General features: G+C 52.3%; 12 protein-coding genes. 9 read left to right on the top strand and 3 right to left on the bottom strand.

Features of this window, described 5'->3' with window-relative positions; all coding sequences use genetic code 11:
• Positions 1–283: 283 nt before the first annotated feature.
• The gene (locus tag GTU76_RS17720) at positions 284–2,284 is read right to left on the bottom strand and encodes an acyltransferase family protein (protein ID WP_246376070.1); all 2,001 of its coding nucleotides are present in this window, start codon (positions 2,282–2,284) and stop codon (positions 284–286) included.
• A gap of 350 nt (positions 2,285–2,634) precedes the next feature.
• Entirely contained in the window at positions 2,635–4,572 is a 1,938-nt protein-coding gene (locus GTU76_RS17715) for an acyltransferase family protein (protein WP_016984690.1), read from the bottom strand.
• Positions 4,573–5,124: 552 nt separating this feature from the next.
• Here GTU76_RS17715 and GTU76_RS17710 point away from each other — a divergent pair.
• Genes GTU76_RS17710 through GTU76_RS17690 form a run of 5 tightly spaced genes read left to right on the top strand, consistent with a single transcriptional unit; the run spans position 5,125 to position 10,722 of the window.
• Positions 5,125–7,290, top strand: a complete 2,166-nt coding sequence (locus tag GTU76_RS17710) for a glucosyltransferase domain-containing protein (RefSeq protein WP_180699210.1) — start codon at positions 5,125–5,127, stop codon at positions 7,288–7,290.
• 26 nt (positions 7,291–7,316) lie between these two features.
• Positions 7,317–8,426: a DegT/DnrJ/EryC1/StrS family aminotransferase gene (locus tag GTU76_RS17705; protein ID WP_180699209.1), complete on the top strand. Its 1,110-nt coding sequence runs from the start codon at positions 7,317–7,319 to the stop codon at positions 8,424–8,426.
• Positions 8,426–9,370: a glycosyltransferase gene (locus tag GTU76_RS17700; protein ID WP_180699234.1), complete on the top strand. Its 945-nt coding sequence runs from the start codon at positions 8,426–8,428 to the stop codon at positions 9,368–9,370. The genes GTU76_RS17705 and GTU76_RS17700 overlap by 1 nt, the downstream gene beginning before the upstream one ends.
• Complete coding sequence (locus tag GTU76_RS17695) at positions 9,363–10,307, top strand: WxcM-like domain-containing protein (protein WP_016984686.1); 945 nt, start codon at positions 9,363–9,365, stop codon at positions 10,305–10,307. The genes GTU76_RS17700 and GTU76_RS17695 overlap by 8 nt, the downstream gene beginning before the upstream one ends.
• A 1-nt stretch (position 10,308) precedes the next feature.
• Positions 10,309–10,722: a GtrA family protein gene (locus tag GTU76_RS17690; RefSeq protein ID WP_016984685.1), complete on the top strand. Its 414-nt coding sequence runs from the start codon at positions 10,309–10,311 to the stop codon at positions 10,720–10,722.
• A gap of 215 nt (positions 10,723–10,937) precedes the next feature.
• Here GTU76_RS17690 and GTU76_RS17685 read toward each other — a convergent pair whose 3' ends face one another.
• Positions 10,938–11,129: a YegP family protein gene (locus GTU76_RS17685; protein ID WP_016984684.1), complete on the bottom strand. Its 192-nt coding sequence runs from the start codon at positions 11,127–11,129 to the stop codon at positions 10,938–10,940.
• Positions 11,130–11,406: 277 nt separating this feature from the next.
• On the opposite strand from GTU76_RS17685, the gene GTU76_RS17680 reads away from it, so the two are divergent.
• The 4 genes from GTU76_RS17680 to GTU76_RS17665 are packed head-to-tail and all read left to right on the top strand — an operon-like array spanning position 11,407 to position 15,562.
• Positions 11,407–12,372: a glycosyltransferase family 2 protein gene (locus GTU76_RS17680; protein ID WP_016984683.1), complete on the top strand. Its 966-nt coding sequence runs from the start codon at positions 11,407–11,409 to the stop codon at positions 12,370–12,372.
• 3 nt (positions 12,373–12,375) lie between these two features.
• Positions 12,376–13,086: a class I SAM-dependent methyltransferase gene (locus tag GTU76_RS17675; RefSeq protein WP_180699208.1), complete on the top strand. Its 711-nt coding sequence runs from the start codon at positions 12,376–12,378 to the stop codon at positions 13,084–13,086.
• The gene (locus tag GTU76_RS17670) at positions 13,083–13,469 is read left to right on the top strand and encodes a GtrA family protein (RefSeq protein WP_175555088.1); all 387 of its coding nucleotides are present in this window, start codon (positions 13,083–13,085) and stop codon (positions 13,467–13,469) included. Before GTU76_RS17675 ends, GTU76_RS17670 begins: the two co-directional genes overlap by 4 nt.
• Positions 13,466–15,562: a DUF6311 domain-containing protein gene (locus GTU76_RS17665; RefSeq protein WP_180699207.1), complete on the top strand. Its 2,097-nt coding sequence runs from the start codon at positions 13,466–13,468 to the stop codon at positions 15,560–15,562. Before GTU76_RS17670 ends, GTU76_RS17665 begins: the two co-directional genes overlap by 4 nt.
• Positions 15,563–15,568: the final 6 nt, after the last annotated feature.

Below are 15,568 nucleotides of genomic sequence, written 5' to 3'. Positions count from 1 at the left end.
TTGAGCGGTACGTCTGGGTATTTGCGGTCGGGTAGCCGTCACGGAGCGATTGGAGGTGGCCGGCCGTGCCTTGTGCGCTTCTTAAGCAGCGTTGTGCGCCTGACGCTCCTGCTCGACGCTGCTGTCGTCGTCCACGGATCATGCCAACCGTCCAACGGCACGGCTCAAGGCCTCACAAAGCCAGGCGGCTGCTCTGGCCATCATCCCGTTGCGCATCGGGGCAGATGGGCTTGCGTGCGCAGAGCGGCCTATCCGGGGGCGTCTGCCGGACAGGCCAACAGTTTTATCGGTGAGTGACTCCGCTGCTATCCTCTGGCGAAAACTCGCTGAGGATGGACTGACGGATCCGGCTGATCAGGTACTCAGACCCGGACTTCGTCAGATGCCCGGTATCTACGGCAGTCAGATCGCTGTTTTTTGGTCCGACATTGGTCAGGCATCCGTTTTGGTTGCACATGGCCTCATAGGCTGAGACATAGCGAACGCCGAGTTTCGGAATGTGCTCTGCAAAATATTGATCCCATAACTTGGGCTCGGGTCTGAGCCCGGTGCTCGTATACTTCTCCATCAACGAACCCATTGGTTGCGTCTTGAGATAGTTGACGACTGTCTGAGACAGGGTGTTCTCCCATTGTGGGACGGGACCAATCAAGACAATTCTGCTGTGAGGGGATGCCTTTCGAATTCGTTCGACCGTACTGGCAAAGGCTCTCACTGATTCATCTGGCGTTGAAGGTGCGTTTGCTCCCGATACCATCCAGCTCATGACAATCACGTCGGGTTTGCTTGATGCGGCCAGCGAAATGGCATAAAGGTTATCAGCAAGCACCGTCTTGTTATCTGCGGCAAGTTTGCTTTCGTCCAGAAACGGAGGCGCATTGCCCACTGTGACTTGCTCGATTCCGAACTCGCCGCTCTCGGAAAGCGCCCGTATCCCAGGGTAAAGCGCGGCTGCGTATGAATCTCCCCACAACATCAACAGCGGGCGCTGGTCGCTGAAACAAGCAGCAGGGCGCTTGAAGTTCTCAGGCATCGGCATACTGATGTGGCAAGTGTGCACTCGTACGCCTTCGCCGAACTGAAAGTAGGCATATACATTGGTTATAGCGCCAAGCTCTCTGAGATTTTCCGGCACTCTTGAGGCAATACCGTCTTTCAGGTTGGTGAATAACCCTACTGCGCCCACGGCAAGCAAAGTGCTGAAAATCAGCGCAGCCGCGGGGGTCTCTGGCTGCATTCGCTTCACTGGCTTTTCCACCAGCATGAAGCTCAACCAGCCGAGCAGGATACTTGCCCCGACGGCAAGCGCTCTGATCAGGTCCGGGTACTCAACTACAAGAGGATTGGATTCCAGGTTGATTGCCGTCAGCAAAGGCCAATGCCAAAGGTAAACCGGATAGCTGATCAGTCCCACCCACACCGCTGGCTTGCTTGCCAGCACCCATCGGTTCACAACGCCATTAGGGCCTGCAAGGATCAGCATTGCAGTACCCACTGCGGGTATCACTGCCCAGTAGCCAGGGAAGTGCAAGGAGCCATCGAAATAGCACAGGGAGAATATGAGAAGCGCAGCGCCAGCTACCGATAGAATGTTTTCCAGTCGTAATCTGTCGGCCACCAGACGGTAGCCGTCCGCGTGCTTGAATGTCAGCCAGGCAATCAGGCTTCCTATGCCTATCTCCCAAAAGCGTGAGGCGGGAGAATAGAAGGCCGCCGTCATGTCGTGATTGATCAGATAGATGCCTGTGGCAAATGAAGCGAGAACTATCGTTGCGTTGAACCACATGAAGTTGATGCGAGCCCTGAACGCTATCAGGGCGAGAATCGGCCATAGCAAATAGAATTGCTCTTCAATGGCAAGCGACCAAAGATGCAGTAAGGGTTTGGTCGTAGAGGCTGCATCGAAGTACCCCGCTTCGTGCCATAACGCGAAGTTCGAGCCAAAGACTGCGCCGGCAGCAATGTGTTTGCCCAGTGCCATGAACTCGGCGGGAAACATCTTGAACCAGCCATACAGGTAGCACGCAACCAACACAAGAATCAGTACGGGCAGGATTCGCTTGATCCTGCGCACGTAAAAATCAATAAAGCTGAATGTACCGCGTTCGAGGTTTTTGAAAATAATCGAACTGATCAAAAAGCCCGAGATAACAAAGAACACGTCTACACCAATGAACCCGCCAGGCAGTGACTTCTCGAAGGCGTGGAACAGCACCACGATAAGTACTGCAAAAGCCCTGAGGCCGTCGATATCGGGTCGATAGGCAAGGTGTACAGGCTTCATGCTTGACGCCTGATATGAGGCGTCAAATATCCTTGTGGTCATGCGCGTAATGTCCGGTATTCAGCTAAGGCTGTCGTAGATTGGTAGGTATCGGGGCGGCAGGGAAGCTACCAGAACTGAGCGTTTCGGGAAACGGAAAAGTCCTACAGGCGGTTCAACTGACCGGGCTGGCTGCAGCGATCCCCTGCGAAAATGCTTTCTGCTAGACGGGGCGCGGCCTCGGCAGTGCTTCTGAGTCATCGGTGTGCAATGCCCGAGTTTTTATGCGGGCGCAAGGACGCTGGAGGGCTGGTCAGAGTGCAAGGGTCGGTGCGCACTCTGATCAGCCGGGCTCTACCGTTGCGTGCGAGCTATCTCGAAAGCCTGCCAAGACTGAATAGTTTCTCAGCCAGATACTTTGAGCCCTCAATATTGAGGTGGTTAGTGTCGCGATAAAGCAATTTTCCATCTGCCGTCATTTTGCAAAGCTGCGTATCGCACAGCAGATCGTCGATGTGCAGGAATTTTACTTCTGGGTTTTCTTTGAGCGCCGAGGAAAGTATGGTCGAGTAGTATTTTTTCTGATTCTGATAATCGGAAACACTCATCTCGCACGTGCTCGTACCGCTACTGAAGCGACGCCCGTACTTGCATTTTTCGGGGTCGAACGGGAATGCGGGAATATCATCCATTACATAGATATGCTTGCCCGTATTAACCAGCATCTTTAGCGTTTGATCCAATTGTTTTTCAGGTTCAATCAATCCCGGGGCAATTTTATCTATCCACATGGCGCTGATGAAGATGCTGTCGATGTTGCTGTCTCTTGCAACCCGCTGCAAGGGTGCCGTGAACGCCGGGCTTGCCAGTGATGGAAGTTGCGGCTGGATAAACGAGCCAACGTTGGTGTCGCTAAATTGCGCGGCAAAGCCTGGCAGCCAGTGTTCGGCATGGCTATCGCCAATCAAGAGAATTTTGATAGGGGTGTCTGGCTTCGACTGATAGCAACGGTAACCATAACTCGTATCCAAAGAAGAGAGCTCGCGAAGTTCAATGTCTGAACATCTGCTCAAGTGTTTGCTTATATAAGTCAAATAAGGATCTCGGCCGAGATCGTTTGGGTACTTCGCTATCGGGTTGGCGCCCGTTCTTTCAGGCAGTCCATCTTTGCTGAAAACAAAGGTAGCGGCTACTGCAATTGCCAGCATCGAGCACCATAACAGTCTGACTGACTTTGTTCTGGAGATGGCGCCGGTTCTTATAGGTGTTTCGATGAATTTGTACGTCAGCCACGAAAGCGTCAGTGCAAGCAGTACCGCTGCAATTCTGATGCTTGCAGAGGCGGTAGCGCTTTCGATGATTCGCGGGAATGACAGGAGTGGCCAATGCCAGAGGTACAGCGGGAAGCTGATCAGGCCGATGCCGACCATCATGCGGTTGGAAAGTATCAGTCGGTTAATAACGCCCTGAGGGCCGGCGGCGATCAGTAGGGCGGCTCCGGTCACCGGTACCAAGGCAAGTACCCCGGGAAATACGTGGTTGCTGGTGATAGTCACGAATCCGGCGATAATCAGTGCGGCGCCGAGGATGGAAAGTGCGTTGGCTAACCTGGAAGACGGCTTCCAGTGGTTTGGCTTGCAAGCCAGTAAAGCACCGGCTGATAGCTCCCAGACACGCGTCAATGGTGAATAGAAGTCTGCGGTAGGGTTGTGTGTTGCCTGGAACAGATTCAGTGCGAACGAAAGAACGATGGTCGCGCAAATTGCCAGTGGAACATGGGTGCGAGCACGGGTAAACAATAGCAGCAGCAGGGGCCATAGCAGGTAGAACTGCTCCTCAACACCGAGGCTCCATAAGTGCAGAAGGGGTTTTGCTTCAGAGGCTACATCGAAGTAGCTGGTTTCACTCCAAAATACCAGGTTGGATACGAAGCCGGCTCCGGCCAATGTATGTTTGGCCAGCGATCTGTATTCCTCGCCGAGTAATGCGAACCAGCCAAATGCCAGGCAGGCAGCAAGCACGACAATCAGTGCCGGGAATATTCGAATGATTCGCCTTGCATAGAACTTTGCAATTGAGAATGTGCCGGATTGCAACTCTCTCAAGAGAATCGACGAAATAAGAAAGCCCGAGATGACAAAGAATATATCGACGCCTATAAAGCCTCCCTGGATAAGGGAAGGAAAAGCGTGATATAGAACGACGGCAATCACAGCAATTGCGCGAAGTCCGTCAATGTCTCGGCGATACGCAATGTTTTTATGGATTGCAGGTGTTTTCAGGTGCTGCTCAGAAATCAGTGACGTCATCGCCCCGTTAATCCCCAGTACATAGCTTCGATGCGAAGTGGTGTAGCGTAACCGCAGACCCCTTATGTAAAAAGATATTTCTCATTCGACCGGGAAGTCGAATTCGGGGTGCTGTGTGTCTGAGGGTGCTGCTCTACGGCATTTTGTGCGCGCGGGGCGGGCCCTGATCGCTGAGGGTAGGCCGAGTCGTGGCCGCATTGAGGCCATTGCTCGTTTGATCGCGGACATTCTGTGCGAGAGCAAATTTACCTCGGTACGAGCGGGCTCGCTTCCGATCGTGGTCTGCGCTTCCAGCACGTTTGTCGCTGGGCAAAGGGCCGTCACGCGAGCGGTTTGGTCGTGAAAATGCAGTGTGCATGCCCTGCGATAAGGCTATAAAAGTTGGCCTTTACCGAAGGGGCGGGCGCTCAAAAATAAATAATCAGGTTAGTTTTGCGGGCGAAACCGCCGTAGATTTCTGCTGATTTAATCTCTATAATGCCGCCCCGAAAAGTACTTTGTTTTTATGCTCTTATATATTTATTGTGTTGTTCGGTAAAAGGATAAATGGATTTGAAGTTTCCGGAAAATTACAGTCTGTCCCTGCGGTCTGTATGGATGGGCTTTATTATATTGTTTATTGTTTTGACTGTTGCGGTCAGTGGGCTTGTGTATTTTTCGTCGCTGGGGCGTGCGTCGCTGAATATCGAAATGCAATCCAGGATTGCAGATAATTCTGAGATATTTTATGGCATTGATGGCGCGTATTCTCAGGAAAACAGTGCCCGTGAGCCAGTGGTGGTTGGGGAGAATAAGTTAAAGTTTTTGCTCCCGCATCGGGTGTCGTCGTTACGTTGGGATCCTTTGTCTATTGGTTCTGATGTCGATGTTTCAAGAGTTTTTGTAACCGTATATGGTTTTAAGGTAGGCGTTGGCAAGATAAAGATTTCGCCGATGAATGATGTGGTAAAGAGCGTTGACTCTGAAGGCGAAGGCTTTGTAGTTGTCATGAGGGAATCGGTGGATGATCCTCAGGCAAATCTGGAAATGGATTTTTCTAGAGTGCATCGGTATCTGCTTATTGGCAGTTTGTTGGTGGGGGCGATTGCCGCAGGTTGCATAATTGTATTCTTTAAAATTTTAATCAATCTACGGTCTTTTTTTCTATGGTTGGATGATGCTCTTTCGAGAGCGTATTTGAGGTTTCGTAGAGATGATTTCAGTTTGCGGGAGACAGGCGCTTTAATTCTCTATGGTGCAGTGCTTTATGTTTATTTTTTGTCGACGTTCTCATTTTCAATTGACGATGAAATGGCTGCGCTTCGTCAGGATCAAAGCGTATGGGTGTCTCAAGGTCGCTGGTTCGTTTATTTAATTGAACGGTTTATTTTTCCTCAGGCGTCCGTTCCGTTCGCTCCCTATCTGCTATTGATCGTTTCAATGGCGCTGTCCTATTCATTGTTGCTCAGGGCTCACCGTTACACGCCGGGATGGAAAGCGTATCTTGCTTTCCCTGTTTTTTGTGCCTTCCCCGTCTGGTGGTTTATCGCGGAGTTTGCGTCCAACATCCCATCGCTGGCGTTTGGTCTTTTATTTGTTTGCCTGAGTATATATTTATTGTTTTCTGCGGATGGAAAAGTACGCCTTGGTTTCCGTGGGCGTGCTCTTGACTACGCATGTGTGGTGACTCTTTTAGCCTGCGCTATAGCGACTTATCAATCCTTTATTCTAATGTTTGCCACCATGGCGTTTGGCGTGCTGGTGACGCGGGTTTTAGACGGTGATAAAGCGCTTAATATGAGTTTCAAATATGTAGCAGTCAGGTGTCTGATTGTATTTGCAGTGGCGTTTACTTCGGTAGTCTTGTATTTTTTAATTAATTCCGTTGCTCAATATTATATTGCAGCAGATAGTGGTTACACGAGTAATTTTGTTGATCTCGCGGCGATAGTGGCAGATCCCGTCGGAGTTTTGCGTGGCGTATTCGTAGAAGCGAACTTGATCTATTCCGGTAGTGCCGATCGCTACGGTGCGGATATATCCTTTTCAATTGCCGTCATTTTGGTGGCGACGATATTCCTGATTGACTATGGCCGCCGTAGAGCAGTATTGATATTGCCTCTGTGGGTCGGTGTATTGGCCGCTCCGTTTGCACTGATCTTTATGTCGGGCGGGCATCCTTTGCCTTTGCGCACGATGATAGCGCTTGCTTATGTCTATTGGCTGGCATGCATGATCTTGCTTTCTCACCGTCGTGCATTACTGACGATATTGGCGGGCGCGCTGGTTGTGATCTATGAAATTCAGCTCGTCGGTGTCAACTCCCAGTACATTGCTTCGGCAACCATAACGCAGAGCAAAGACAGAATGCTGGCCGAAGAGATATATCAGCGTATTGGTAGTTTAGGTGGGAGCTTTGATCAAATCCCCGCTCCGAAGATCGACGTTTATGGGGGGAGGGTATCCTCTAACGTCTATGCGAACGGTTGGTCTTCGACCATGCAGGGGTCGTTCTTTGCCTGGGATGGAGGGAATCTGCGACGCATGCTTTACTATTTTGAGGTGATGGGCTACGGAAAGTTACCTTTTCTGGAGCAATCTGAAAGGATTCCTTTGACGCCAATTTTTGAAGAAATGCCTGTTTGGCCAAGCGCAGGTGCAGTCAAGAAGGTGGGTGATTACTACTTGGTACGACTGGGTAAAGCACCCGATACTGTTCATGCCAAGTTTGTAAAATAGTACTAATAGCATTAGCGGGGAACTGTATGGAACGCCTTGATCCTGTTTTATTTTTCTCTACCAAAAAGGCCAACCAGTCTCTGGACTTAAAAAAAATCACCGGCCGTGTTCTGGACAGTAATTGGTATGTGCTTGGTGAGGAAGTCGCAGGTTTTGAGTCTGAGTTTTCCAAGTATATCGGCGTCGACCATTGCATCAGCGTAGCAAATGGATCTGACGCCCTGGAACTTGCCTTGCGTGCATTGGATGTCAAGCCTGGCGATAAGGTAATTACCGTTGCCAATGCTGGTTTCTACAGTAGTGGAGCCATTCATTTGCTCGGTGCCAGTCCTGTTTATGTCGATGTTGATCCGGAAACATTAACGCTTTGCCCGAAAGCACTTGCTGACGCAATGCTTTGCAAGCCAGCAGCCGTTATCGTTACTCATCTCTACGGTCAACTGGCTGAGATAGAAGAGTTGGTGAGGATAGCGAAATTCTATGACGTTCCTGTCATTGAGGACTGCGCTCAAGCTCATGGAGCGATGCGGGGCAAAAAACGGGCGGGGAGTTTCGCAGACATCGGGTGTTACAGCTTTTACCCAACCAAAAATCTTGGTGCTCTGGGTGATGGCGGGGCGCTTGTTACGAATGATCAAAAACTGGCGTCACGTGTTCAGAGTCTGAGGCAGTATGGGTGGGCCAAGAAATATGAAGTGGCTATATCCGGCGGTCGAAATAGCCGGTTGGATGAAATCCAGGCAGCGGTACTGCGTGAAAAGTTACCTCACCTTGATCAGTGGAATCAACAGCGACGTTCGATCGCGGCTCGTTATAATGACGCGTTCTCAACGCTGAATATAAAGCTGCCGATAATGAGGGGTGAGGAGTACGTTGCGCATTTGTACGTGATTCGAACCGAAGACAGAGCAAGGCTTACTGGTTTTCTGAAAGAACAGAATATCGGCACCGATATTCATTATCCTATACCTGATCACCAGCAACCTGGATATAAAGTTGAAGGTGTGAAACCGGTATTGCCAGAGACTGAGTTATGTTGCAATACAGTCATGTCGTTGCCGTGTTTTCCAGGCCTGACTGAAGAGGAAGTTCAACGAGTTATCAATGCAGTTACTTCCTGTTTTGGTAGAGGGTAATAGCCTTGTTAAGCTTGATTATTCCTGTATATCTTAATGAAGACTCACTGGGCTCGTTGTTGGAAGCAGTCGGTGATCTTGATCTGAAACTTGAACATGATTTTGAAGCTGTGTTTGTCGTAGATGGCAGTCCGGATCGCTGCTATGAAATATTGCGTGATGCATTGAGCCAGCGTTCATTTCGATCGCAATTAATCTTGCTGTCGAAAAACTTCGGTTCTTTCATGGCAATTCGCACTGGGCTTCAGGCGGGCAAAGGTGATCGATTTGCTGTGATGGCTGCCGACTTGCAAGAACCGCCCGAGTTGGTGTTGCAGATGTCCGCAATACTGGCTACCAAAGATATCGATGTGGTGGTTGGTGTACGTGAGTCACGGGAAGATCCAATGCTTTCTCGTATGGCTTCGAGTATTTTTTGGTGGGTTTACAGACGGTATGTTATTACTGATCTGCCTCCTGGCGGGGTGGATATGTTCGGTTGCAATAAGGCGTTTCGTGATAGTTTATTAACTTTGAACGAAGGCCATAGCTCGCTTGTTGCTCAAATTTTCTGGCTCGGATTTCGCCGGGAGATAGTCACCTATTCAAGGCGTAAACGTGAGCATGGAAAGTCGGCCTGGACGTTTCGAAAGAAACTGAATTACTTGATGGATAGTGTTTTTTCGTTCACCGATTTACCTGTCCGGCTTCTTGTTCGGTTGGGTATGACGGGGTCACTTGTCGCCATGCTCCTCGGTGTCGTTGTATTGATTGCCAAGATCTCTGGAATGATCAGCGTTCCAGGTTATGCCATGACAATTTTGATTATCAGTTTTCTCGGCAGTCTAAACTTGCTGGGAATAGGCATTGTTGGCTCGTATGCCTGGCGTGCTTATGAGAATACCAAAAACAGGCCGTTGGCTATCCCTATGAGAATCGAGAGTTTTGGATCGGAAAATGAGTGAGCAAAGAGAGTATTTCGTTCATAGCCATGCCCTGTGCGAGTCCTCCGATATTGGCAAGGGTACTCGAATATGGGCGTTTGCTCACGTTTTACCGCAGGCCAAAATTGGCAGTGAATGCAACGTCTGCGATAACGTTTTCATCGAGAATGATGTGGTCATAGGCGATCGCGTAACGCTAAAGTGCGGCGTTCAAGTATGGGACGGTATAACAATCGAGGACGATGTTTTTGTGGGTCCTAATGTGACCTTTACCAATGATATTTTTCCAAGAAGTAAACAATACCCTGCGGCGTTTACTCGCACCATAATTCGCAAAGGCGCTTCGTTGGGGGCGAACTCTACAATTCTTCCAGGCATTGTTATCAATATGAACGCGATGGTCGGTGCCGGTGCGGTAGTGACTCGTTCTGTGCCCCCCAACGCGATAGTAGTGGGCAACCCTGCAAAGATTATCGGTTATGTCGACACCAAGGAAACCACACTTGGGAGTGAGAACCATGGCAAACCTCTCCCGGAAGAAGTCAGTGCAACTTCAGTCAACGGAGTTACATTGCACTCCCTGAAGGAGGTGACGGACATCCGCGGTCGCTTGTCTGCTGGGGAGTTCGAACGTTCGGTGCCGTTCAAGCCATTGCGGTACTTTTTGGTATATGACGTCCCGACTGCTGAGACTCGTGGCGAACATGCTCATCTTAACTGTCATCAGTTTTTGGTGGCGGTGAAGGGGGTCGTGCACGTAGTAGCGGATGACGGAGTCAATCGCGAAGAAATCGTACTGGATAGCGCTACCGTAGGGATTTATCTGCCTCCGATGACTTGGAGCATACAATATCGATATTCCGCAGATGCCATGCTCATGGTATTTGCCTCTGATTATTATGATGCAGATGATTACATACGCGATTACGACGAGTTTATAGGATTGGTCAGGGGTTAATATGGGCCGATTTGGGTTTCGACGTTTTGTGCAGAATCTGAGTCAGCTCAGATTCGCCAGGTTTTTGCTGTCTGGTGTTGCAAATACGGTTGTAACTTATGCTATTTATATGCTTCTGCTTTTGAAGTTTTCCTATCAGATTAGTTACGCGGTTTCATACATGATAGGTATTCTCTTTGCTTTTTTTATGAACTCGCAGTTTGTGTTCAAGACTCATCAGGGTATTCGCTCCCTGTTGCGTTTTCCACTGATTTACCTGGCCCAGTATCTGGGCGGTGTTGTGATCTTGTGGGTCTGGGTCGAAGTGCTAGGATTAAATCAAGTTGCCGCACCGCTGGTTGTAGTGATTGTCATGCTCCCGATTACCTATATTCTTACTCGTTATGTATTCCTGTCTGGAAAACGCTTTACGTAATACTGAAAATTGCCCCGCGTTATTCGGGACTAAAATCGTCCGGGATCAACGTCAGTGGCGCCTGGCGAGGCGACTGTTTGTCTTGCGCTTATTATTTAGCTCGGTCAATTCCCAGGTGCTGAACCAGGCCGGATTGCCCCTACACCAAATAAGCGCAGGGGCTTGAATTGTTCTGACAAAAAAGCCTTTAGCACGGTTGCGCGTGCACTTTGTCGTTATATCTCCTTGACTGGGGTCTCCCCCTGCACAGCCTTGATCAACCCGATCACGTGTAAACAATCCGCCTTGTTTACATAAGACTCACCACTGGCGATAGTCTCGTGGTTACCCGCCCTCAATCTCCAGCGCCATTGCCCTTTACCGGTGCTCGGGGTGCCTCTGGATTGCCTGTAAATCTCGAAATACATTCGTTTCGCTCCATGCGATTCATTTGTGCGTCAGCCTGTGTGGCGCATGGTCGCAAGCCTAGCGCAGAGGGTTTTTTTGGCTATCGGACATTTGTTTCCAATCGTTCGTGAATGTTTCTGAAGGGCGCGGGCTAGAGCGCATCAATAGGCCTCTGGATTGGCCAATATGACGCCGTTTGACCCTTGCAACGCCGCCGACGCTACTGCTTAATACGGGACGGCTCATGGCGTCGACAATCGTTCGACGACCGACAAACACTATAAAAAGAGCACTCCTTTGACTGAGCACGGAACGCAACAGGCCGGGCAGGTGACGTTATCGCTGGTGGTCCCCGTTTTTAACGAAGAGGACAGCCTCGACACGTTTTTGCTACGCATCAATGAAGTCTTTCAGGCGCAAGCGTCGATCGATCTTGAACTGGTCTTCGTCAATGACGGCAGCACCGATACCACGCTTGAGCGCCTGCTCGGGCATCAGCGACACGATGTGCGTCTGCGTATCGTCGACCTGAGCCGCAACTTCGGTAAAGAGGCGGCATTGTCAGCAGGCTTGCAGGTCGCGACCGGACAAATCGTGGTGCCGATCGATGCGGACCTGCAGGATCCACCGGAAATCATTCTGCACATGATCGAGCGCTGGCGTGAGGGTTATGAAGTGGTGCTCGGTCACCGCATCAGCCGCCGCAGCGATACCTGGGCCAAGCAGACGTCGGCCCACTGGTTCTACCGCCTGCACAACAGGATTGCCGAGCAGCCTTTACCCGAAAACGTCGGCGATTTTCGCCTGATGGACCGCTGTGTGGTCGATGCCTTGCTGACCCTTCCCGAATCTCGACGTTTCATGAAAGGCCTGTTCGCCTGGGTCGGGTTTCGCACCACCCACGTCGATTACGAACGTCCCGAACGCGTGGCGGGGAAAAGCAAGTTCAACGGTTGGCGGCTGTGGAATTTCGCCCTGGAAGGCATCACCAGTTTCAGCACGGAACCATTGCGGGTCTGGACGTATGTGGGGGCGCTGGTGTCGCTTGTGTCCTTTGCCTTCGCCATTTTCATTGTTCTGCGTACGTTGATTTACGGCATCGACATGCCGGGTTATGCCTCGCTGATGGTTGCTGTGACTTTTCTCGGAGGCCTGCAATTGATCGGTATCGGCGTGCTCGGCGAGTATCTGGGCCGCACTTACATCGAATCCAAACGCCGACCGGTTTTTCTGGTGCGTCGCGTCTATGACCCCAAGGACTGACACATGGATCTCAAGGAAACCGATATCCTCGGCGATAGCATCAACGAGCATTGGTATTACTGCTCCAAAGCTGCAGCCACCACGCGATTGCTGGGTGATGTGCCAATCAGGCGAATCCTCGATGTCGGCGCGGGCTCGGGGTTTTTCTCGCATCATCTGCTGACCCACACCGCAGCCAGTGAGGCGTGGTGCGTGGATATCAGCTATAGCGCCGACTCCAGCGCGACCACCGCCGGCAAACCCGTGCACTACCGTCGCGGGATTGAAATGATCGAGGCCGATCTGGTGCTGTTGATGGACGTACTGGAGCATGTCGATGACGACCTCGGCCTGCTCAAGATGTATGTCGATAAGGTGCCATCGGGCAGCCGCTTTCTGATGACCGTGCCGGCGTTCCAGTTCTTGTGGAGCGGGCACGATGATTTTCTCGAACACAAGCGCCGCTACACCCTGGCGCAGTTCGAAACACTGGCGCGCGCTGCCGGTTTGTCGGTGCAGCGCGGTGCGTATTATTTCGGCGCGGTGTTTCCGATTGCTGCGGCGCTGCGATTATTGCCACAAGGCGCACAAACCCAGCCACCGCGTTCGCAACTCAAGCGTCATCATCCGCTGGTGAACACGTTGCTCAAGACACTTTGCAGCCTTGAATTGCCGTTAATGGGTATGAACCGTCTGGCAGGTTTGAGCGTTTTTGTCCTGGCGCAAAAACCGTGACCTCAGCTGAAAAATCAGCGTTGATCCAGCGGGGTTTGCGTTTTGCCGTGACCGGGGTGTTCGTCACCGCTTTGCATGCGTTGGTCGCGGTGCTGTTTATCCATTTCATCAGTGCGCCGCCGCCCCTCGCCAACGGTGTGGCGTTCGCCGTGGCGACAGTGGTGTCGTATGTGATCAACACTACCTGGAGCTTCTCGGCCCGGTTGCATGGGCGGACCCTGGTGCGGTTTCTGCTGGTTTCGGTCTGTGGTTTTTTTCTGGCGATGTTTGTCGCCTGGGCTGCGCAAATGGCCGGTCTCCACTATTTGCTGGGCATCGGCGCGGTGGCGCTGACGATCCCGGCATTCACCTTCGTACTGCACAACTTCTGGACGTACCGATGAGGGAGTTGAACAAGCATCCGGCCCTCGCGCTGCTGCCGTTGTTGCTCGGTGTGCTGGCGTTTTTTCTGGTGATCGGCCCGCGCGCCCTGGACCCGCAGAACATCGCTTGGCTGAAGGACGGTGACCCGGCGACGCATTACTTGGGCTGGGTGTATTTCCGGCACTCGCCCTGGACGTTTCCGCTCGGGCTCAACCCTTCTTATGGACTGGAGTTGGGCAGTGCGATCATTTTTTCTGACTCCAATCCACTGCTGGCACTTGTTTTCAAACCGTTCAATGGCTGGTTACCGGAAACGTTCCAGTATTTCGGCTTTTGGTTGCTGGCCTGTTTTGTCCTGCAAGCGTGGTTTGCCTGGAAGCTGCTCGGACTGATCAGCGACAACCCCGTGCTGCGCCTGTTGGGCACCGGTTTGCTGGTGTTTTCACCGCCGATGTTTGTGCGTACCGGTGGGCATCTTTCCCTGGCCGGCCACTTTCTGATTCTGGCTGCTTTGTATCTGGCCTTGCATCCGGCGCTGACGCGACGGCGACTGGCATGGGGTGCCTTGCTCGCAGCCACCGCGCTGGTGCATGCCTACCTGTTGGTCATGGTGGCTTTGATCTGGATAGCCGATCTGTTTGGCAAAGTCATGCTCGGCACTCTGACTCGTCGGCAGGGGCTGAAGGAGTTCGGCGGTCTGTTCGCCCTGGTCAGCGTATGTTGCTGGCAGGCGGGTTATTTCAGCATCGTCGACGGCGCCGGTGGTGGCGGTTTCGGTTGGTATCGGATGAATCTGATATCCCTGTTCGACGCAGAGGGGTGGTCATACGTGCTGCCAGGCTTCGCGACGGGCGGCGGCGACTACGAGGGCTTCAACTATTTGGGCCTCGGGGTGCTGCTGCTGGTACCCGCCGCGGGTTTTGCCATGCTGCGCAGCAATATTCGCGTTAAAGCGTTGCTGAGTCGTTGGCCATGGCTATTGTTGGCGATGCTCGGGCTGACGGTATTTGCGTTGTCCAATCAAATTGGCCTGGGCGCTCACACGTTCAGTTATCCGCTGCCGAAAACCGTTGAGGGGCTGGCGAGTATCTTCCGTGCCTCGGGCCGGATGTTCTGGCCGGTGTTCTATGCCATCGTTTTACTGATTACGTTTCTGGTGGTGCGTGGCTATCGACCGGCGTTCGCCATGGGGCTGCTGGCGCTGGCGCTGGCGACCCAGGTCGTCGACACGCGAATTGCCTGGGCGGGGTTGAGAGCGACAAAAATGGTCCCGCAAACTTCGGCCTGGGCCAGCCCGATGCACGATCCGTTCTGGAACAGCGCGGCCGCTCACTACAAGAATATCCGTGCGTTGATCCCCAAAAACCAGTCGGATCAGTGGCAGGTCCTTGCCGATTTTGCCGCGGCTCATGGATTGAAGACCGATGCAGTTTATATGGGGCGCATGAGCCCCAAGGCGCTCGACAAGGCTCAGCGTGACGCGCAACGTCGGCTGAGTGCCGGTCAATACGAGGCCGATTCCCTGTACATCCTCGACGATGATTCGCTGGATCTGGCCATCCAGAATGTTCACAGCGATACCGATCTGCTGACCCGGGTCGATGACTTTGTCGTACTGGCCCCAGGCTGGAAGCGTTGCGATCAATGTGTGGCGATGGTCGATGAGGGGCGCTCGATGTCAGCTGTTCCGTTGAGCCAGCCCGGCCTGGTGCAAGCGTTCAATCGCAAGAGCCGGCAGTTGGTCAAAGGCTGGGCCGCTCCGGAAACGTGGGGCACTTGGAGTGAAGGGCAAGACGCCGAAATCGCGCTGCGTGTGGCGCCAGATACCCGCTCGATTGTCATCGACGTACTGGCTTTCGTCATGCCGCCCAAACTGACGCAACGGGTCATCGTCAGTGTCAATGGCGTTGAAGTCTTGTCGACTCGCCTGACCCAGGTTCAGGGCAATCTGCTGGAAATTCCGCTCAACCCGGCTGTTCGCGAAACGCTGGTCGATGGCCGGGTCGTGACGATCCAGGTGCATCTGCCCGATGCCACCAGTCCACGCAATCTGGGGTTGAACGATGATGCTCGGGTGATGGGGCTGGGGCTGAAATCGCTGACCGTTCGCTGAGGCCCG

This window comes from Pseudomonas crudilactis (genome assembly GCF_013433315.1).
Classification (GTDB): Bacteria; Pseudomonadota; Gammaproteobacteria; order Pseudomonadales; family Pseudomonadaceae; genus Aquipseudomonas; species Aquipseudomonas crudilactis.
Note: the sequence above shows the minus strand (reverse complement) of the source record. Positions and strands in the feature narration are given on the sequence as shown.